25 protein-coding genes and 1 pseudogene are annotated in these 16,597 nt (G+C 48.7%); 18 read left to right on the plus strand and 8 right to left on the minus strand.

Going from position 1 to position 16,597, the window contains the following annotated elements; genetic code table 11:
• Positions 1-331: 331 nt before the first annotated feature.
• Positions 332-556, minus strand: coding sequence for a hypothetical protein (locus CC94_RS24395; protein ID WP_031431804.1), 225 nt, complete (start codon positions 554-556; stop codon positions 332-334).
• Here CC94_RS24395 and CC94_RS24400 point away from each other — a divergent pair.
• On the plus strand, positions 555-1,001 hold the full coding sequence (locus CC94_RS24400; protein ID WP_031431805.1) for a hypothetical protein: 447 nt from the start codon (positions 555-557) through the stop codon (positions 999-1,001). The two genes, CC94_RS24395 and CC94_RS24400, sit on opposite strands and share 2 nt — an antisense overlap.
• Before the next feature lie 285 nt (positions 1,002-1,286).
• On the opposite strand, the gene CC94_RS0118925 is transcribed toward CC94_RS24400, so the two are convergent.
• Positions 1,287-2,000: an NUDIX hydrolase gene (locus CC94_RS0118925; RefSeq protein ID WP_005372468.1), complete on the minus strand. Its 714-nt coding sequence runs from the start codon at positions 1,998-2,000 to the stop codon at positions 1,287-1,289.
• Positions 2,001-2,159: 159 nt separating this feature from the next.
• Between CC94_RS0118925 and CC94_RS0118930 the strand changes: the two genes are divergently transcribed.
• From CC94_RS0118930 to CC94_RS0118940, 4 genes and pseudogenes are all read left to right on the plus strand, one after another.
• Positions 2,160-3,182 carry an SPFH domain-containing protein gene (locus CC94_RS0118930; RefSeq protein WP_005372475.1) on the plus strand — a complete coding sequence of 341 codons (1,023 nt, stop codon included), beginning with the start codon at positions 2,160-2,162 and terminating at the stop codon, positions 3,180-3,182.
• Positions 3,179-4,102 (plus strand): diacylglycerol kinase catalytic domain-containing protein, encoded by a 924-nt coding sequence (locus CC94_RS0118935; RefSeq protein WP_005372477.1) that lies wholly within the window; start codon positions 3,179-3,181, stop codon positions 4,100-4,102. The genes CC94_RS0118930 and CC94_RS0118935 overlap by 4 nt, the downstream gene beginning before the upstream one ends.
• 204 nt (positions 4,103-4,306) lie before the next feature.
• Positions 4,307-4,450 (plus strand): annotated as a pseudogene (locus CC94_RS25575) (IS701 family transposase); the annotation flags it as partial.
• 91 nt (positions 4,451-4,541) lie between these two features.
• Positions 4,542-5,261 (plus strand): hypothetical protein, encoded by a 720-nt coding sequence (locus tag CC94_RS0118940; protein ID WP_031431806.1) that lies wholly within the window; start codon positions 4,542-4,544, stop codon positions 5,259-5,261.
• On the opposite strand, the gene CC94_RS0118945 is transcribed toward CC94_RS0118940, so the two are convergent.
• Positions 5,258-5,632, minus strand: a complete 375-nt coding sequence (locus CC94_RS0118945; protein ID WP_245619790.1) for a pyridoxamine 5'-phosphate oxidase family protein — start codon at positions 5,630-5,632, stop codon at positions 5,258-5,260. The genes CC94_RS0118940 and CC94_RS0118945 overlap by 4 nt on opposite strands.
• Before the next feature lie 45 nt (positions 5,633-5,677).
• Entirely contained in the window at positions 5,678-6,724 is a 1,047-nt protein-coding gene (locus CC94_RS0118950) for an IS701 family transposase (protein ID WP_005372482.1), read from the minus strand.
• A gap of 88 nt (positions 6,725-6,812) precedes the next feature.
• Here CC94_RS0118950 and CC94_RS21840 point away from each other — a divergent pair, with 88 nt between their 5' ends.
• The 3 genes from CC94_RS21840 (at position 6,813) to CC94_RS24900 (ending at position 8,730) form a co-directional block, all read left to right on the plus strand.
• Positions 6,813-7,193, plus strand: a complete 381-nt coding sequence (locus CC94_RS21840; RefSeq protein ID WP_245549353.1) for a flagellar transcriptional regulator FlhD — start codon at positions 6,813-6,815, stop codon at positions 7,191-7,193.
• Positions 7,194-7,896: 703 nt separating this feature from the next.
• Positions 7,897-8,121 carry a hypothetical protein gene (locus tag CC94_RS24895; protein WP_245549354.1) on the plus strand — a complete coding sequence of 75 codons (225 nt, stop codon included), beginning with the start codon at positions 7,897-7,899 and terminating at the stop codon, positions 8,119-8,121.
• 168 nt (positions 8,122-8,289) lie between these two features.
• A complete protein-coding gene (locus tag CC94_RS24900; RefSeq protein WP_051040373.1) occupies positions 8,290-8,730 on the plus strand; it encodes a tyrosine-type recombinase/integrase in 441 nt (146 codons plus the stop codon).
• 250 nt (positions 8,731-8,980) lie between these two features.
• Here the strand turns inward: CC94_RS24900 and CC94_RS0118970 are convergent, their stop codons facing one another.
• The 4 genes from CC94_RS0118970 to CC94_RS23330 all read right to left on the minus strand — a co-directional run bounded on the left by CC94_RS0118970 (position 8,981) and on the right by CC94_RS23330 (position 10,718).
• The gene (locus CC94_RS0118970) at positions 8,981-9,319 is read right to left on the minus strand and encodes a type II toxin-antitoxin system HicB family antitoxin (RefSeq protein ID WP_005372495.1); all 339 of its coding nucleotides are present in this window, start codon (positions 9,317-9,319) and stop codon (positions 8,981-8,983) included.
• Entirely contained in the window at positions 9,306-9,563 is a 258-nt protein-coding gene (locus CC94_RS0118975) for a type II toxin-antitoxin system HicA family toxin (protein WP_005372497.1), read from the minus strand. The genes CC94_RS0118970 and CC94_RS0118975 overlap by 14 nt, the downstream gene beginning before the upstream one ends.
• 133 nt (positions 9,564-9,696) lie before the next feature.
• Entirely contained in the window at positions 9,697-10,353 is a 657-nt protein-coding gene (locus tag CC94_RS0118980) for a nuclease-related domain-containing protein (RefSeq protein ID WP_005372499.1), read from the minus strand.
• Between the two features lie 95 nt (positions 10,354-10,448).
• Positions 10,449-10,718 (minus strand): hypothetical protein, encoded by a 270-nt coding sequence (locus CC94_RS23330; protein WP_005372501.1) that lies wholly within the window; start codon positions 10,716-10,718, stop codon positions 10,449-10,451.
• 104 nt (positions 10,719-10,822) lie between these two features.
• Between CC94_RS23330 and CC94_RS0118985 the strand changes: the two genes are divergently transcribed.
• The 10 genes from CC94_RS0118985 (at position 10,823) to CC94_RS0119010 (ending at position 16,596) form a co-directional block, all read left to right on the plus strand.
• Entirely contained in the window at positions 10,823-11,038 is a 216-nt protein-coding gene (locus CC94_RS0118985; RefSeq protein ID WP_005372503.1) for a hypothetical protein, read from the plus strand.
• An 11-nt stretch (positions 11,039-11,049) separates the two neighbouring features.
• On the plus strand, positions 11,050-11,538 hold the full coding sequence (locus CC94_RS23905; protein WP_157203479.1) for a hypothetical protein: 489 nt from the start codon (positions 11,050-11,052) through the stop codon (positions 11,536-11,538).
• Between the two features lie 5 nt (positions 11,539-11,543).
• Positions 11,544-11,810, plus strand: coding sequence for a hypothetical protein (locus tag CC94_RS23910; RefSeq protein ID WP_005372507.1), 267 nt, complete (start codon positions 11,544-11,546; stop codon positions 11,808-11,810).
• A gap of 539 nt (positions 11,811-12,349) precedes the next feature.
• Positions 12,350-12,691 carry a hypothetical protein gene (locus CC94_RS0118995; RefSeq protein ID WP_005372510.1) on the plus strand — a complete coding sequence of 114 codons (342 nt, stop codon included), beginning with the start codon at positions 12,350-12,352 and terminating at the stop codon, positions 12,689-12,691.
• 71 nt (positions 12,692-12,762) lie between these two features.
• Positions 12,763-12,999: a hypothetical protein gene (locus CC94_RS0119000; RefSeq protein ID WP_005372515.1), complete on the plus strand. Its 237-nt coding sequence runs from the start codon at positions 12,763-12,765 to the stop codon at positions 12,997-12,999.
• A gap of 78 nt (positions 13,000-13,077) precedes the next feature.
• Positions 13,078-13,269: a major capsid protein gene (locus CC94_RS23335; RefSeq protein ID WP_084675394.1), complete on the plus strand. Its 192-nt coding sequence runs from the start codon at positions 13,078-13,080 to the stop codon at positions 13,267-13,269.
• A 71-nt stretch (positions 13,270-13,340) separates the two neighbouring features.
• A complete protein-coding gene (locus CC94_RS23915; RefSeq protein WP_157203480.1) occupies positions 13,341-13,676 on the plus strand; it encodes a hypothetical protein in 336 nt (111 codons plus the stop codon).
• Between the two features lie 49 nt (positions 13,677-13,725).
• Positions 13,726-14,559 carry a hypothetical protein gene (locus CC94_RS23920; protein ID WP_005372516.1) on the plus strand — a complete coding sequence of 278 codons (834 nt, stop codon included), beginning with the start codon at positions 13,726-13,728 and terminating at the stop codon, positions 14,557-14,559.
• 46 nt (positions 14,560-14,605) lie between these two features.
• Positions 14,606-15,859 (plus strand): IS256 family transposase, encoded by a 1,254-nt coding sequence (locus tag CC94_RS0119005; RefSeq protein ID WP_005372517.1) that lies wholly within the window; start codon positions 14,606-14,608, stop codon positions 15,857-15,859.
• A gap of 215 nt (positions 15,860-16,074) precedes the next feature.
• The gene (locus CC94_RS0119010; RefSeq protein ID WP_040578340.1) at positions 16,075-16,596 is read left to right on the plus strand and encodes a virulence factor TspB C-terminal domain-related protein; all 522 of its coding nucleotides are present in this window, start codon (positions 16,075-16,077) and stop codon (positions 16,594-16,596) included.
• The last annotated feature ends 1 nt before the right edge of the window (position 16,597 follow it).

The raw sequence follows: 16,597 nt of genomic DNA on the forward strand, positions 1-16,597 counted from the left end.
CCCTCGCATGCTAGGTTCAGCGATGCCTCTGATGCTTTATTATTTCCATGACCCCATGTGTAGCTGGTGCTGGGCATTCAGGCCGTGCTGGCAAGACATCGTGGCGGGCCTTCCTGAGTCTGTCCGAAGCCGACGCGTTCTGGGCGGCCTTGCGCCTGACACGGAGCAGACGATGCCCACCGCCATGCAGGCCAAGCTGAAGGCAATCTGGCAGACGATTCAAGAAACGGTTCCCGGCACGCCATTCAATTTTGAATTTTGAGACAAATGTACGCCTCGACGCGCCACTTCACGCCGTTTCGAATTCTCCAGTCGCTACGACCCATTCGTGCTATCCGTCGAGCACGAAGCTTTGAAGCGCAGCAAGCTCAGTCGGACCGCCGCGCGTGGCGAACGTACGCCCTTTGTTCGTTTCCACCATTTGGATAACGACCTGGCGCCCAAGAACGAACTCGAAAAGACAGTTCAGGAACAGGAAACGTTCCGGCTGATGGGAATGCTGGGCATGTGCGAACTGTGCCTGATTCGAGAGTTCGACCTTTGCAAATTCACCCATGGCTATACTCGGGTCAACGCTTGAGCCGTTTGGGCGCTACTTCTCCGCCTTGCATCCAGGGGATGCAAGCACCTACCGCTACGTATATACCCTGCTGCACAGCTATGCCCATCTATTCACGAAGGCGGTAGCCGAACTTTCGGGTCTGGATGTTGGATCCCTCGGCGAGTATCTCTTCCCTGCCAACCTTGCGTTCGTGGTCTACCGTAATGGCACCACGATGGACTTGGGCAATCTCTCGTCACTATGGCGAAACGAGAACAACCGATTCCTCGCCCTGCTCCTTGAACCAACCTCGCATCGCTGCAACTCCGGCAGCTTGTGCGATTTCAGTGGCGGTGCTTGCCCAGATTGCATCATGGTGCCAGAGACCACATGCATCGCCCAGAACCAACTGCTATCTCGTGCCGTGCTTCGGGCGGCCTCGCGCCACGTGAAGACCTAACCCATAAGGCCCAGCGGATTCCTGGTTTCCTTGAGGTAAGCATTGGCGCTCCAACCAACTGAGCACACTGAGGCTTTGGTAGCCTTGGCTCCATACAGCCAAATCGGTACCCCAATTTGCACAGCGATTGCAGAAGGTCGCCAATTGGTACGGTGAACTTGCTGACTGGTCAGGGATAATTCCCAGCGTTCACGCGTATCAAGCGCAGGTAGGCAAACATCAACGAGGTTACAAGTTGCCCCGTCTTCGCAGATAATCGCTTTTGAAAAATACCCATCGAGTACTTCAATCCTCCAGGTTGCGCACAAAGGTGTAAGCACCGGAGCTCTGTTTCATCCGGTAGAGAACGGCCGGACGGCCGCCTTCCGAACGTTTCTTCCCAGTATCGATCAACAATTCCGCCTGCTCTATACGCCGACGAAAAGATTTTTTCTGCAAGGCTTTACCGATCAATACTTCATGCAAGTGCTGGAGCTCCGGCAAGGTGAAGATTTCCGGCAGCGCATAAGCCGGTATGATCGAATACAATGCCTTTTGCCGCATGCGTTCCCTCGCCAGATTGATGATCGCCTGATGATCGAAGGCTAAATCCATTTGACCGACTTTATCTAAGGCCAGCCATTGCGCATCGGCCACGGTCGAAATATGAGATGCGCAAGCTTGATAAGCCATCAAGGCCGTATAGGCAACCGTTACCGACCAGCCGCGCTTATCGCGCTCGGCATTGCCGATACTTTGTAATTGCTCCAGATAAGGCGGTTCTATCCCCGTCTTCTCTTTCAATTTACGCCGTACCGTCTCTTCCAGGGTTTTGTCGTGTTCCAGGTCGACGAAGCCGCCCGGCAAGCCCCATTTGCCCCGATCGGGATGGTTTGCGCGCTCGACCAGCAGCACTTTCAAGCATTCTTCATGATAGGTAAACAGCACCGCATCCACGGTCACTAGAGGGCTGTCATAGTGGTGTTTATTATATTCGGCTAAAAACTGTTTTTCGTCCATTGTAACGTTCTGTATTTGTGGCCTTTTAGCAATCGGTTTAGGAGGAATGAGCATTGTCTCAAAAATTTGTGTCTTTTTGTCACTTTTAGACTTGACAATTAAGTAACTATAAGTCACTATTTAATTTAGAGACTAAAAGACACTAATAGGAGAAAAACCATGCTCGTTATCAAATACTTCAAAGCCGATGCTTCGACCTTCGTCATCAAAACCGTCAACGGCACAGTCCGGAAAAGAGGCAAAGGCTTGAGCTTTTTCTATAACGCCGCTACGGATTCCATCGCGGCGGTGCCGGTCAACGCCCAGGAGACACCATTCATTTTTAAGCTATTGACTGCCGATTTCCAGTCGATGACCGTACAAGGTCAAGTGACCTATCGGGTGGTGGCACCGGAAAAAATGGCCGAGATGCTGAATTACAGCCTCAAAAACGACGGCCAGACCTACGTGTCGGAAGACCCGTTGAAACTGGCCGATCGGGTGATTCGGATCGTGCAGTCGATCGTACAAAACAAAGTGCAAGTCACCGGGCTTCGGGAGGCTTTAAAGCTGGGGCAAACGCTGGTTACGCTGATTCGAGAACAACTTGCCGAGGATCTTTCGCTAGCGGGCTTGGGTATTGCGTTGCTGGACATCTCCATCAGTGCCCTGCAACCCACGCCGGAAACGGCGCGCGCCTTAGAGGCAGAAGCCCGAGAAGCGATTCTGAAGGAAGCGGATGATGCAATTTATAACCGTCGTAAATCCGCGGTCGAACAGGAGCGAACAATCAAGGAGGCCGAACTGCAAACCGAGCTATCGATGCAGCAAAAGGAACAGGAAATCGAGGAATCACGCCTCCTGAATCAGCGCGCGATACAGCGTGGCCAAGCCGAGACTGAACGTGAACGCTTACAGGCCGAGATCGCTGCTGAAACCCAGCGCAAGGAGTTGATCGCCCTGAGCAGCGAAAACAGTCGCCGGCAAGCGGATACAGAAGCCTATGCAATTACCGAACGGATGAGGGCCTTCAGGGAATTGCCGGTCGAGAACCTGAAGGCCATCGCCATGGCTAAAATGGAGCCGGAGCAATTGATGGCTCTGGCCTTCGAATCTCTCGCACAGAATGCCGCCAAGATCGGCGAGCTGACTCTCACGCCGGATCTGTTCGGCCATCTCATCAAAAAATCGGTACAACCATGAGCGAGCCTTATCAATACCGCTTTATTCTGGTGGTGCGCAAAACACGCTTACAGGAGTTGATCGAGCGCTTCAATACCTGGCCACAGGCCCGGTTTTACCTGGAGCACAATCAGGTCGATGCCCAGGATTATCTGGATGAACATGATCTTTATCAACGGCGGATTCAGGAAGCGGAGCGGACGCTGAAAGCGTTAGGGCGGTTTCAACGGCTGGAACGGGGCTTGCTTCCGAACTACCAGTTCAGCCCGGCCGATATTGTGATCACAATCGGCCAGGATGGTTTGGTCGCCAATACGTTGAAATATCTTGACGGCCAGCCGGTGATTGCGATCAACCCCGACCCGGGCCGCTGGGACGGCAAACTACTGCCTTTCGAAATCGGCGAGTTGAAGGGGGTCGTGACGCGCACCTTGGCTGGCCGCTCGGCCTGCAAAACGATCACCTTTGCCGAGGCGAAGACCAATGATGGTCAACGCTTGCTGGCGGTTAATGACCTGTTTGTCGGGCCGAAGAGTCATACTTCGGCACGCTACCTGCTGGCGTGGAACGGTAGCCAGGAAACCCAGTCATCGTCGGGGATTATCATCTCCACCGGCTTCGGCTCGACCGGCTGGTTTCAGTCGATCCTGGCCGGTGCTTTGGGAGTAGCTGGCGGTGAGCACCATCCGCTTCAGGGCGGCTTCGCCTGGCATGAATGCCGTCTGCAATTTACCGTGCGCGAACCGTTTCCAAGCCGGACCACAGGCACTAGCCTGGTATTTGGCGCAATCACACCGGAGATGCCTCTCCAATTGGAATCTCAAATGCCTGAAAACGGCGTAATCTTTTCGGACGGCATCGAATCCGACTATCTGACGTTCAATTCCGGCACGGTGGCGACAATCAGCCTAGCGGCAAGCCAAGGCCAATTAATTGTTTGAACATCAATTCAAAACAAAAAATTAACAAAGGGAGAACCACCAATCACAAACCATCTGCTACCGTATTGCTAGCTTGGTTGTTTTGCCAATGCGGCATAACTTGCCTTTATTGCCCAACAGGATTTACGCAAAAAGCTTGATAGCGAAGGGCACACCATGAGGGGGTGAAGGTCAAAAATACCGGCCTCATTCTTTTATAGTGCCATGACGCGTTTAGACTATTGGCAATTTCTGCTGGTCAGCCAGATCAATTATACGTTGACCTATTTTGCCGATCACCATGACGCTTTCAGCCACGATGCCATCAACCGCTACCTGCGGCGAGAGCGGATGACGCCGCGTCTGATAAGCTGGGCCCCTCACTCACATGTCTCGCGTTTGCGCTTTAATACTCCTGCTGTTCGCTTACTCTGCGAGATCGGCAGTGCCCGATCCCATCATGAAAGGCTTACTGCCGGGGACGATTACCTTCATCGGCGAGTCCCATCAGCATGCCGAGTCGGCCGAACTGGTTAGAGACTTGGTTTCTGGCCATATCAAGCAAGGACAATGCCTCATTGTGGCACTTGAGATCGCGGACAATCAGCAACCCGCGCTTGATCGTGCACTACTCTCCGGAGCTGCTGTATCTTCTGTCCAGATTCCCGCCTCAATCGATCATCCAGCAATGTGGAACTTAATTGAGCATCTAGCAACTTTAACAACACAATCGGCTTGCCTAAACGTTGTCGCGATCGATGCGGGCCCCCATAATCCGCGTGATAGGGATGAATGGATGGCTGAGCGGTTAGCTGGCTTAGTCGGTGACAGTCCGGCCCTGGTGTTGATTGGGGCTTTGCAGACTTTGAAGAAAGTCAATTGGCTCACCAAAAGCGGCAGACCCTCTGTAGCAGAAAGATTAGCAGCCAGAGGTTTTCAAGTCAGATCATTTCCGCGGCGATGGCTACCTGAACAATGCATAAACGGCAAACATCGGCATCAGCATTTCGTAAACCCTGATTCCGAGGAAGCTTTGACGATTTTGAATGAGTCTCTGATGGCATTAATTAATGCCAAGCCGCAGCAGTCAGCGCAAGGAGTGGTGGATGGCTCTGTGGTATGGGAATGTGATAACCCATCTCTCGCATCACGATTCCGACCAGATATAGTTTCACTTTAGCTAAGTAAAGGGATACAGTCTGAGCCGCACCCGCGCGCGGCGGAGGCCGCCGAGGTGTCGGGTCGATGCAGTACGCCTCGCGTCGGCGTGACGCTGATTCGCGCATCGGCCCCGCTGCCGATCACGCACCCATCGCCGTCGACGATCAGGCTGTAGCCTCCGGCCTCGATCGGCGGCCACAGCAGGCTGAGCAACGGACGTGCATCGGCGTTGGCGACGCTGCGCGTCCCGGTGCGCGTTAAAATCCGATCTCCTTGCCATTCGATTGATACAGCCACCGCATGCGGCCGGCCATCGTTACCCTGCGTCAACAGATAAGGGCTGGTACCGAAGCGCGCGCTTTCTGCGCGCAAGCGATCAATAGAAAGCATCTCACTCATATGGATACCTCAATCATTTACTTTGAATGCCAGGACTTACGCAAGCTGCATGCGGAGTGATGAATTTCTGAGTTGTTGGCAAAGGTAATCATCAAGTAGGTCCTGTTTCAATTGATAAACGGTGCGCCCTGTTGCATAGGCGAATTGCTTCCGTCGAACCCAAACCAGAAAGGCACAGGCAATGTGATTACGTTGAATCCGGGCGGTTCGGCACTGGCAGCGTTCCATTCCGGTGACCTGTTTGCCTTCGCGGTGCAGTTGCTCGATCTTCCAGCGATAGCCGCACACCTGTTGTGTGGCCATCAGGGAATGCTGAGTGGGATCGTTGGTCACGACCCAGTCCGTGCGGTGAGTGGACACCGCAACCCGGAACAATTGCACTTTGTGGTGTTTGGGAAAACCTTTGATCTTGATGCGCTTGCCGTGTTGCCGTTCAGCCGACGCCCAGGTCAGCGCATCGACCCGTTGATACGCGCATTCACCCCCGGAATCATCCACTTGGCGGTTAGCCTTGAGCGGACAATAATAGACTCTTTGCAGGGACTCGATGAACAACATCAGGTCTTTGGTCGCATACCCAGTGTCCATCAGCACGGCGTGAAATGGCAAGTGCTTGTGATAGACTGCATGGCTGAGCATGTCGTGGACATGGCCCAGCGTGGATTTGCCGTCGCCCTCGGGATCGTACAGCCGGTAATCGATCAGCCAGAATTGATCCAACGCCGGATTCACATAGACGCAGGTGACGACGCCAATGCCGCGGATCAGGCCATGGGCATTGCCGCTGTATTGGCAGCGCACTAACTCGATCTGCCGAGAGTAATCTTTGTCCAGCACGGTGTCGTCGAAGAGGAGATAACCGGTGAGTGTGGGGACGATGTCGTCACGGACGTTATCCCATATCAGCCGCGGCGTCATCCGCTCGCGCCGCAAGTAACGGTTGATGGCATCGTGGCTGAAGGTATCGTGGTGATCGGCAAAATAAGTCAACGTGTAATTGATCTGGCTGACCAGCAGAAATTGGCAATAATCCAAGCGTGTCATAGCGGTATGAGAAAACTGTTTAGACCTTTTGACCTTCATTTCCACACAGTGTGCCCTTTATCGTGCGTAAGTCCTGCTTAAAAACAAATTTCAGCTCGCTAACATGGCGCCTGAGATAGACGAGGTCATGAAGTCAGCGTTCAACAATCTGGATGATTATTTTGAGCGCCATGCCACGCTTCATAATAAAGCATGTGATGCAGAAATTTATGAACTGAATCTCACCTGGCTGATAAAAGCCCGTGAATTGGCGAGGGAAAATGCGATTCTTGCGGAGTTAATGATGGGTATTGCCGAAGAAGACGTACGGTTGGCGATCAGTCAATTGCCCAATAAGGACATTCAGCATATTGCTCAATCAGGCTGGTTATGTTTTTCGCCCCGATTTACATCCCACTTCATACGTAGTATGACCCGTAGGCAGCATGACATCGTTGATGTGCTTCTAGGATTTAGTGGTTTCCGCCGCATGGGTCATCGCAAAGGACCTAAAATCGAGGCGGATTGAGTTGGTAAAATGTTCTCACTGTGAGGCTTCTATTCTAAATAAAGGCTCGCGAAGATATGGCCGATCGATGTTGTGTTTGCAAAACCACTTATTAAAAATGAATTTATCGTAGCTTTTTTTAAAAATTCCGATTCGAGTTTTTAAATCTATAGTCAAGCCAAGGGTTCACCTTCCAGTAATATTGCCGCGCCTGATACGACTCAGGGATGCGCCATTTTATTTGGGTATGAATCGAAATCGATTCAACACTCTGGTTCGCCCACTGCTTACAGAAATTCCTATCGGTAAGCAAGGAGTTGCATTTGATAGGCTTGACTTGGATGCTTGGGTGGATGACTATATCACTCGCAACGGGCGTCTTGATCAACCTAATGGAGGTTCATCATGGGACGCAGGAAAACCCCAGGACTCGTCAAACGCGGCGATTTCTGGCATATCGACAAAAAAGTGCGAGGCAGACGCCTTTGCGAGAGCACTGGCGAAAGCGGCCTCGAAAAAGCGGAAGAGTATCTCGCCCGTAAAATCGAAGAAATTCGGCAAGCCTCAGTCTATGGAGTAAGGCCTGTTCGGACTTTTCGAATGGCAGCGGCGAAATTCCTGAATGAAGCTACAAAGCGAAGTTTATCCAGAAACGCAGATTGTCTAAAACAATTGGACTCCTTTAGCAGATTGTCTAAAACAATTGGACTCCTTTATTGGAGATATGGAAATCAGAAAAGTCCATATGGGCTCGCTGCAACCTTACATTAAAGCAAGAAAACAACAGGGTATAAAAAGCGGTACCATTGCGCGGGATCTGGCAGTCGTTCGCAGAATACTCACGCTTTCAGCACGAGTTTGGTGTGATGAAAATAATCAACCATGGATTGATACGGCACCATTACTGCAAATGCCCAATGGGAAGATGCGGCTGAACCGTATCCATTGACATGGGATGAGCAGGAGCGGTTTTTTAAGCTTCTGCCCGATTATCTTCATAAGATGGCGCTTTTTAAAGTGAATACAGGGCTACGCGAACAAGGAGTCTGTTGGCTGAGATGGGATTGGGAGGTTAAGGTCCCTTCGCTGATGACATCCATTTTCATAACCCCTGGAAATGGCGGTTTGTTATGATGACGGGATTTGGCCTGGGGAGAAAAACAAGGAAGACCAAATTGTCGTTCTAAATCGTATTGCTCAGTCGGTAATCGAAAGACAACGTGGACTGCATTCGATGTACGTTTTTCCTTTTGAAGGTAAACGTCTGGTGCGGATGTATACCACGGCATGGAAGAATGCTTGGAAAAAAGCCAAGCTTCCCTGCGATGGATCTTTTAAAAAGGGACCTCACAATTTGAAGCATACTTTTGGAAGACGTCTAAGAGCAGCGGGTGTATCGTTTGAAACGCGTAAAGTGCTTCTGCATCATACGACAGGAGATATAACCACCCATTACTCTTCAGCTGAGTTGCAAGAATTGATTGATGCGGTGAACAAAATCTCCAATATGGAAAGTGGTATCTCACTTACCGTATTGGAAAGGGCAAGGGCTGGTTAATTAAAGCCCAGGTCACGCAAAAGAAATTCGAGGCACAAAAAAAGCAGCTGCTATGGTAAGCTAACTGCTTGATTTAATTTGGTAAAGTTGGTGGGTCGTATTGGATTCGAACCAATGACAACCGCATTAAAAGTTAGTTGAAACGTAACTCAACGATATAAAAAAGTAAGAAAACCAAAGCTTTACAATTTCATAAAATCACTATAAACGACTGAAAGCGTCACAAACGTTGTCATTTTGTTGTCAGTCGTTAAGCGTGTGATTCGATGTCTTTCTTGATGGTGTCCTTGATATAGTCGTTTAACGATTTTCCGATTTCTTCTGCTCTTTTGGCTGCTTTTTCGTGCAGTTCATGGCCGATTCGGATGTTGAAGGTGCCTTTAAATGGTTTATTCGGTTCCTTTCCTACCAGTTTGCAATGTTCTAGATATCGTTCTACGGATGCTTCGAACTCTTTCTTTAATTCTTCTACTGTTTCTGCTTCGTAATTTACTAGATCATTGATAAATTCGATTTTTCCATGCATGCATTTATCTGCTACGCTTACTTTCACGCTTCCTAAATATCCTTTATATTCAAAGTGATTCATAAAAAAACCCCGCTTTTTTAATCTGCTCGATGATATCTTTTTTGGTGTAGGTTTTGATAGTGTTTCCTGGGTGTGGCCGGTGTAACAATATCGAACTTTTTTTTGATTCGTTCCAAAATTCAACGGCTGAACCTTTTTTGTCAATTTTTTGGTAGCCTAGCTTTTTTAATAGGTGTTCGACGTCATTCCATGTAGGGAAAGGTGTGTTAATGAACTCTTTAAAAAGTTTTTTTTGGTTGCTCATTTTTTGATACTTGCAACTAGAATATAGTTGCATATTATCATCTTCATTTGACAATTGCAACTATTAATTAGTTGCAGCCGAATGATTTTTATTTCAAGTTTTCCTTATTTGAATACATATTTTCTGCATTATTTTAATTGTTTTTCATCTTGCGCTTGGGTGAAAGTCTTTTATTGATGTATTCAATATGTTCTTTATTTGTTTCATCAGATTTTTCTTTTCTTTTGAATTCGATCAATCCAATTGTTTCAAGCATTTTGCTATGATTTAATATGCTTAAATTCCATTCTTCTATGTATTGTATTAACTGGTTTATTTTTAGTACATGCTTTGGAAGAGAAGTTTTAAATTCCATTTTATCATTTGTAAATACAACTATTGTTTTTAGTGTGTGTTCAGGAATGTTTGTTATATTTATTATGTTCTTTATATGATTCCTGTTTTGTATTATAGGGCTATGAAAGCTGAATTTTCTTCCGCCTTTTAAATACTGTGTCCAGTTTCTATCGTTTTCTTTCCCGAAAATCCATCCTTTGTGACCTTTCGTTTCTATTACGAAAATTCCATTTTCTGAAAAAACAATATGGTCGATTTGCGTTGTTCCTTCCTCTGTTGGCAATGTGATGTCATTCATCACATAGTATTTGTTTTTATCAAGTTTTTTCAGTTCTTTTATTACTTCTAGTTCTGCTTCGTTTTGGATGTAAGAATTGCTGTTTAGCTTTTTATGCTTTCCAAGCCTGAATCCTATGTACAGGCATATCAATGATGATGTTACGAGCAATAGCATGTCCTCTACCTTTACGTTCTTTGCAAAAAAACTAAGTATAGATACTATTCCTTACATTGTATCTCTGAACCAATTTTCTAGCGCCTTCGATGCGGTCAAGTACCCGTCCCTAGATTTTTTCTGACCTCTTCAATATCTGGGCTGATCTGTCCTGCTTCCGGGATCGTTTTGCCTGTTGTTATCCAAAGTGCGTATTCTGGCCATAGATTACACACTGCTTCTATATGTTCTTCTGTAGCTCGTATTGGGTCTTTTCTTTTGATGTTGGCCCATTTAGCTCTATCTATGCCTGTTAGTTCCTCCATTGTTTTTGGTGTTTTTCCTTTATGGTCAATGACCTTTATTAATCTCTCTCTAAGCGTCATAAATAAGTGCTATATTTGCATTTAACATTTGACATATTACTAAATGAGTGCTATATTTACACTTAAATGGTAAATGTTCCTTAGCTGCTTTCTATAGTACCACAATGACCGACCAAGAAAACCCAAACCTAAGCTACCTAACCGCTGTATCCGTTCCGGTCCTTAGCCAGCAAAGATTTGCCGAACTGACCGGCTTTGCTCCCGGAGTCGTCGAAGGCTGGATTAATCGCGGCTACATCCCATCGATGCTGATTGGCAAGCATCGTGTCGTCAACATGGTTTTGCTCACGCAAGAATGCGTAGACCAAGCGCAAAAGTAAGGGGAAATAAAATGGCTATATCAAAAGAATTTCTTGCTCAAACTCGTAATGTTTTATTTCAGCAATTCCTTCAGGCATATGACCTTCATGATCGGCTGTATCGTTTGAGAATGTCGATGGATTATTCCCATCCCGCTTATGAAAAGTCGGTTAGGGTTTTTAATAAAGTTACAAGACGATTTTATCGCCGTTATGAGGCTTTTAAGGCTTTTCGTGAAATTGAAGAGCGCGAAAAAGCTCTTGAAAATTCTCAACCTGAATTAAAAGTAATTCCTGGCTGGCAGTATTCCAATCTTTTTACTTTGCCTTCCGCTCTTATTTCAGTTACTCAAACAGGGCAATCAATTAAATATCCTGTAGGCGGTTTATATTCTGAGATTTCTTATAGAAGGAAAAGAATAAGGGGTTTAGGGAAACGGTTATATGTAAGGTCAGTAGTATTCAGTAAACGTGTTTTTCCTTTTCCTATTACATATCAATACAATATTATTCCCGGTTAAATCTTATGAACGAACTAAACGACTTATTGCCTCCCTATCGTGAAGGCGAAAACCAAAAACAAACCTATCGTAAATTTCAATCTGCTTTACCGACTGATATTTACGTACAGCTTGAACTCGATGCAGCCAAGCGCGGATTGACATTCTATAAACTTGTTCAGTCCCTGTTAACCCTCTACGCCAATGGCCGCTTACAAGTGAAACCCAACGGCATTCCGGCACAAGGCCACGGCCCAGCTTCATCCAGTGAAACCGCCCATGTGCAAAACTAACTCCTTCTATCAGTCTTACCAATCTGTTGGAAGGGGTCTTGGGTGGGGCCGCTCGTCGTCGCTTTCGGTCGCGGCTGCTTTTTCCCCATTGAGGCGCGCCTGTCAAGGGTCCGAGGGACGAGTGCCCTTGACAGGCGCGCCTCAATGGGGAACTTTGCCGCGTCGGACCGGAAGCAAAGACGGGCGGCCCCACCCAAGACCCAAGGGTGGGGCCGTGAGTCCGAGCAGAGGGAGCGATCAAAAGGCCGTGGCCTTAACGTATCAAAAAAAGGCCCTGACCGATTCGCCGTTCAATGCGTTAGGGATTGGAGTGGAAATCACTACATTGAGCGGCCTAGAGCGAGTTAAGGAAAAATCTATGGAGCAACGCGGAATAGCATTTTTCCTTTACTCGCTCTTAGCCGCTCAAAGTAGTGATTGGAACGGAAAGCCCGGGCCGAAGGCAACGCCCAAAAGAACATAAGGTCACTTTCCCTTATCCATAAAAAGAAAGAAAACAGCACTTAATATCATTAAAACCATAATCCAAGGTAACTAATATGCAAACCGTACTTCAAGGCAACATCCGTTCAGTAACCAAATACTCAATGGACTCCAATTCCGGAATTTCCATCTTCCTTGAACAACAAAACGAAGGCCTAAACGAAAACATCATCGGCAACGAAATTCTCACTATTGGCGGTCCCTATGAAATGGCTATCACCTTCGAAGCCTACGCCAACGAAGGACTCCTTCCGGGCGAATTCGAACTTCGCGTAGTCATAGGCCGTGGTGCTGGCGGCAAAGCCAAACTTACCTGCTTAGCCGTAAAAGACCCGCGCTTAACTGCAAAGCTCAATAGCCAAAACAAAGAACAACCTGGACAAAACAAACCGGCTTAACGAATACCCGTTCTAACACCCTCAAATCCATATTTAAAAACAAACTTTAATCTGTATACGGGTTATTTTCCATGAACGATTCCTTAAATCAATACCAACAAGCGGTTTCCGATCTGATGGGTCAATGTGGTGACATTATCCATATGCTTGATGATTTATATTTCTTTGCTTTGTTTACCACTTTCTCTGTTGGTGTGATTTTCGGACATCTTGCTAGTGGCATGTTTACCCGTATTGATTTCTATTTTCGTCATGTAATCCGGGAACGTGCTAAAGCCCTTCGTTACAGGCAAAACAAACTCTCTTAACGAATTTCCCTTCTTAAGGGAACTCCGCTACCAGTCGGTCACTGGTTTTTTTTAATCTTGAAATTATGAGGTGAAAACATGAAAACAACTTCTAAAGTTGCCTTAGGTGCCGGTCTGACCGGCGTAGCAAACTTGGCTGCGGCTGCAGTTCCTGCTGGCGTTTCTACAGCCCTTGGTGATGCTGCAGCGGATGCAGCTACTATCGGCGGTCTGGCTTTGGTCGCTGTCGTCGCGGCGGTTGCCTTTCAGTACATGCGCCGCGCTCTTTAATCCATCTGCCGGGGGGTCGGCTAATGCCGCTCCCCGGCATTTTCCCCGCTCCTTTATTGTGCGATTTATGTATGCCAAACCTCTTTCGCGGATATTGCTATCCCTCCTTGTCTGATGCCGCCAATGCTGAGATTTCGCTCCCCGCTATGCCTGCGGATGATGGTGTGGCTGTTGCAGTGGCATTCTCGGCGCTTGCAGATGATACCGCCAACATTACCTATCGCTTTCTTTTACCGTCCGGGCAATCCGATTACATCCTGACTCGCGTTTACCCAAGCTGCTCTAGCGTCGGTTATCTAACCAATTATTCCGGTCTCGAACTCTCTGATGTCATTGAAGTTTCCTTTGGTATCGTCTTGTGTTGGGCCGTGGCCTTCGGTTTTAAAACAATGAGGCGTGCATTATGACACCTGACTTTTATCTGATTGCCGTTTACATGGCCTTGACGGGTGCAGCATGGATTATATTTTTCGGGGATTGACTAAGTTGTCTTGTATGCGGGCCGTGGTTAAATTTTTTGCTTTGGCTTGTGTTGTGTCTGTTGCTTATGCGGATACTTATCCCGCTGTTCCAGCCTATTTTAACAACCATAGCGTGGAGTTTTCTTCGCTAGCTGCTGTGTGTGCCTCTCTGGATTTAGCCAATCCTCCCTATGTGCCTGATGGATTGGATTCTCAGCAAAAAGCCTATTTTTGTAAAAATTCCATTGGCGTCCGTTATTCCGGATCTGTGCTTTGGCGGTGCCCCTATGGGGGGGCTGTAAATTTTTCGCCTCCCTATGTTTGTTCAGGCGCTCCCGCCTGTCCTGTCGGCATGACGCGTGATCTTACTACGGGTGAATGTTCTGGCGGCTGCGCCGGTCAAGCCGGTGATTCTCAAAAATTAGCCGTCAAGGCGGGTACGTATGAAAGCTCGTCCGACGAGGTATATGATGCTGATGTCGGACGTTCTTATAACAATACGGTCTCGTATGGTGGTCAGGAATATGCCTTCATGTATCCTGATGATTTCGCTGGTACTTGCTGGTCTGAATTGACTGGCAATCATGCGGTGTACTGCGATTACAACGCTTTCTCCACTGGCGTTTGTTCTGATGCCGGCGAACAGGCGAAAACTCAAACGCCATCTAATCCGTCTGTTCCTGCATCGAAAAGTGCTTCGGGTAATCAATGTGTCACGGATGCCAAGGGCAATACTATTTGCAGTAGCTCGCCTAAGGCCAACCAAAAGTGTGGTGAGTTATGCTTGAAAGTTGTGGATGAAGGAATGAGGAAAGCGGCGTATTCTTGATGGTCTTCAAGGTCATCAAATCCTAACAAAGAGGAGTGAATACGCCATGAGCAATGATAAGGTCATCCCGTTAAAAACGCTAGCGGGTGCGAGCCCTATAGCCGATGCTTTAACCGATGTCTTGCGAGAAGGCGCCCAGCGAATGCTGGCGGTGGCGATCGAAGCGGAAGTCAGCGCCTTTCTGGAGCGTTTTCAAACGGAAAAGACTCAAGCCGGTTTGCAGCGGGTCGTGCGCAATGGCCGCTTGCCGAAACGCACGATCCAGACTGGCATCGGCGACATTGAGGTTTCGGTACCGCGCATCCGCGACCGCGCAGGCCAGCTACGGTTTACTTCGTCGCTACTGCCGCCGTACTTACGGCGCACGAAGACCGTGGAGCAATTGTTGCCCTGGCTGTATCTGAAAGGACTTTCGACCGGAGACTTTCAGGAAGCGCTCAGCACCCTGTTAGGCCCCGAGGCGCCGGGCTTGTCGGCGAGCACGATCAGTCGCTTAAAGGAAAGTTGGAAAGACGAGCAGCAGTGCTGGTCGCGCCGCGATCTCTCGCACCAGCGCTATGTCTATCTGTGGGTTGACGGCATCCACTTCGGCGTGCGACTGGAAGATGCGGCGCAATGCATCCTGGTGGTGATTGGGGCGACACCGGAAGGCAAGAAGGAACTGGTGGCGCTCTCTGACGGTTACCGGGAAAGCGAAGCTTCCTGGCGGGAAGTGTTGTTGGACCTAAAGTTGAGGGGCTTGAGGATCGATCCCCAATTGGCGATTGGCGACGGCGCCCTCGGCTTTTGGAAAGCGCTGCCGCAGGTCTTCGGTACGACGCGCAGTCAGCGCTGCTGGGTGCATAAGACGGCCAATATCCTGAACAAGCTGCCCAAGAGCCAACAACCGAAAGCCAAGGCGGGTCTGCATGAAATCTGGATGGCAGCGAGCCGGAAGGAAGCCGAGACCGCGTTCAGTCGTTTTCTGACCGTTTATCGGCCGAAGTACCCGAAGGCAGCGGACTGCCTGGAAAAGGATCAGGATGCCTTGCTCGCGTTTTATGATTTTCCGGCAGAGCACTGGATTCATATCCGGACGACCAACCCGATCGAATCCACCTTCGCCACCGTGCGACTGCGCACGGCCAAGACGCGGGGCTGTGTCTCGCGGGAGAGCATCCTGGCGATGGTGTTCATGCTGGTCAAAAGCGCCGAGCGCCGCTGGCTTAAGTTACGCGGCGTTGCACGCCTGGCCGAAGTGATTCAGGGAGTTTCCTTCAAGGATGGAGTACGGGAAGATCAGGAGAAAGTCGCCGCTTAATCAATGTCCCGTACACAACATTTGACCATTTCTCCAAGTGTGGTACCGTCAACGGTACTGAAATTTGCGTTGATCAGACCAACGGCGTCGGTACTGTCAACGGCCAAGCGTACCAAACTAGCGACAAGAACTGTGGCCTGGTCAACGGTCAGCCCGTCTGTGTTTCAAATAATTCTAATTCGCCGACTACCACGGCGTGCCTCGTTAATGGCGGCGTGAAAGCCTGCGTCAATGAGGATGTCAAGATTGATTCTCAAACTACCCAAACTCGTAATCCTGATGGATCCATTACCACAACGGAAACCAAAACCGACAATATTATCGGCCATAGTCCTGTGGTTAAAAGCACGACTATCGGTACGGATGGCACCGTAACTACCGTTTCGACGCCCGGACAGATTGGCGTCGGTGATGGTGTAGCGCAAAACTCCGGTGGCGGTACGGCGACTCAGACTGATTGTGATAAAAACCCGAACTCAATCGGCTGTTCCTCCTTTGGTGAAGTACCGGGGGCGGATGATATAGGTGAGCAGAATGCTGCCGGTATTGGCATCAGTCCTGTTTCCCTAGGTGGTGGAGGTTCTTGTCCTGCGCCTTTGACTGCGACTTATTTGGGCAAACCGATCACTTTCCGATTCGATTTACTCTGTCAATTCGCCAACATGATACGACCGCTCATTATTGCAGTGGCTTGGCTTTCTGCAGGCCTGATTGTGTTGGGTGCAATTAAGGAATAAT

Origin of the sequence: Methylomicrobium agile, assembly GCF_000733855.1 — a bacterium.
GTDB lineage: Bacteria > Pseudomonadota > Gammaproteobacteria > Methylococcales > Methylomonadaceae > Methylomicrobium > Methylomicrobium agile.

Excerpts from the sequence above, each read along its gene's own strand:
- CC94_RS21840 (WP_245549353.1), top strand. The coding sequence starts at position 6,813 with ATGAAGTCAGCGTTCAACAATCTGGATGATTATTTTGAGCGCCATGCC.
- CC94_RS0118980 (WP_005372499.1), bottom strand. The coding sequence starts at position 10,353 with ATGCTATTGCTCGTAACATCATCATTGATATGCCTGTACATAGGATTC.
- CC94_RS0118940 (WP_031431806.1), top strand. The coding sequence starts at position 4,542 with ATGAAAGGCTTACTGCCGGGGACGATTACCTTCATCGGCGAGTCCCAT.
- CC94_RS0118995 (WP_005372510.1), top strand. The coding sequence starts at position 12,350 with ATGCAAACCGTACTTCAAGGCAACATCCGTTCAGTAACCAAATACTCA.
- CC94_RS0118985 (WP_005372503.1), top strand. The coding sequence starts at position 10,823 with ATGACCGACCAAGAAAACCCAAACCTAAGCTACCTAACCGCTGTATCC.
- CC94_RS0119005 (WP_005372517.1), top strand. The coding sequence starts at position 14,606 with ATGAGCAATGATAAGGTCATCCCGTTAAAAACGCTAGCGGGTGCGAGC.
- CC94_RS23905 (WP_157203479.1), top strand. The coding sequence starts at position 11,050 with ATGGCTATATCAAAAGAATTTCTTGCTCAAACTCGTAATGTTTTATTT.
- CC94_RS24395 (WP_031431804.1), bottom strand. The coding sequence starts at position 556 with ATGGGTGAATTTGCAAAGGTCGAACTCTCGAATCAGGCACAGTTCGCA.
- CC94_RS24900 (WP_051040373.1), top strand. The coding sequence starts at position 8,290 with ATGGCGGTTTGTTATGATGACGGGATTTGGCCTGGGGAGAAAAACAAG.
- CC94_RS24400 (WP_031431805.1), top strand. The coding sequence starts at position 555 with ATGGCTATACTCGGGTCAACGCTTGAGCCGTTTGGGCGCTACTTCTCC.
- CC94_RS0118930 (WP_005372475.1), top strand. The coding sequence starts at position 2,160 with ATGCTCGTTATCAAATACTTCAAAGCCGATGCTTCGACCTTCGTCATC.
- CC94_RS0118935 (WP_005372477.1), top strand. The coding sequence starts at position 3,179 with ATGAGCGAGCCTTATCAATACCGCTTTATTCTGGTGGTGCGCAAAACA.
- CC94_RS0118945 (WP_245619790.1), bottom strand. The coding sequence starts at position 5,632 with ATGCTTTCTATTGATCGCTTGCGCGCAGAAAGCGCGCGCTTCGGTACC.
- CC94_RS24895 (WP_245549354.1), top strand. The coding sequence starts at position 7,897 with ATGGAAATCAGAAAAGTCCATATGGGCTCGCTGCAACCTTACATTAAA.
- CC94_RS23910 (WP_005372507.1), top strand. The coding sequence starts at position 11,544 with ATGAACGAACTAAACGACTTATTGCCTCCCTATCGTGAAGGCGAAAAC.
- CC94_RS23335 (WP_084675394.1), top strand. The coding sequence starts at position 13,078 with ATGAAAACAACTTCTAAAGTTGCCTTAGGTGCCGGTCTGACCGGCGTA.
- CC94_RS0118970 (WP_005372495.1), bottom strand. The coding sequence starts at position 9,319 with ATGAATCACTTTGAATATAAAGGATATTTAGGAAGCGTGAAAGTAAGC.
- CC94_RS0118950 (WP_005372482.1), bottom strand. The coding sequence starts at position 6,724 with ATGAAGGTCAAAAGGTCTAAACAGTTTTCTCATACCGCTATGACACGC.
- CC94_RS0118925 (WP_005372468.1), bottom strand. The coding sequence starts at position 2,000 with ATGGACGAAAAACAGTTTTTAGCCGAATATAATAAACACCACTATGAC.
- CC94_RS23915 (WP_157203480.1), top strand. The coding sequence starts at position 13,341 with ATGCCAAACCTCTTTCGCGGATATTGCTATCCCTCCTTGTCTGATGCC.
- CC94_RS23920 (WP_005372516.1), top strand. The coding sequence starts at position 13,726 with ATGGATTATATTTTTCGGGGATTGACTAAGTTGTCTTGTATGCGGGCC.
- CC94_RS0119000 (WP_005372515.1), top strand. The coding sequence starts at position 12,763 with ATGAACGATTCCTTAAATCAATACCAACAAGCGGTTTCCGATCTGATG.
- CC94_RS0118975 (WP_005372497.1), bottom strand. The coding sequence starts at position 9,563 with ATGAGCAACCAAAAAAAACTTTTTAAAGAGTTCATTAACACACCTTTC.
- CC94_RS23330 (WP_005372501.1), bottom strand. The coding sequence starts at position 10,718 with ATGACGCTTAGAGAGAGATTAATAAAGGTCATTGACCATAAAGGAAAA.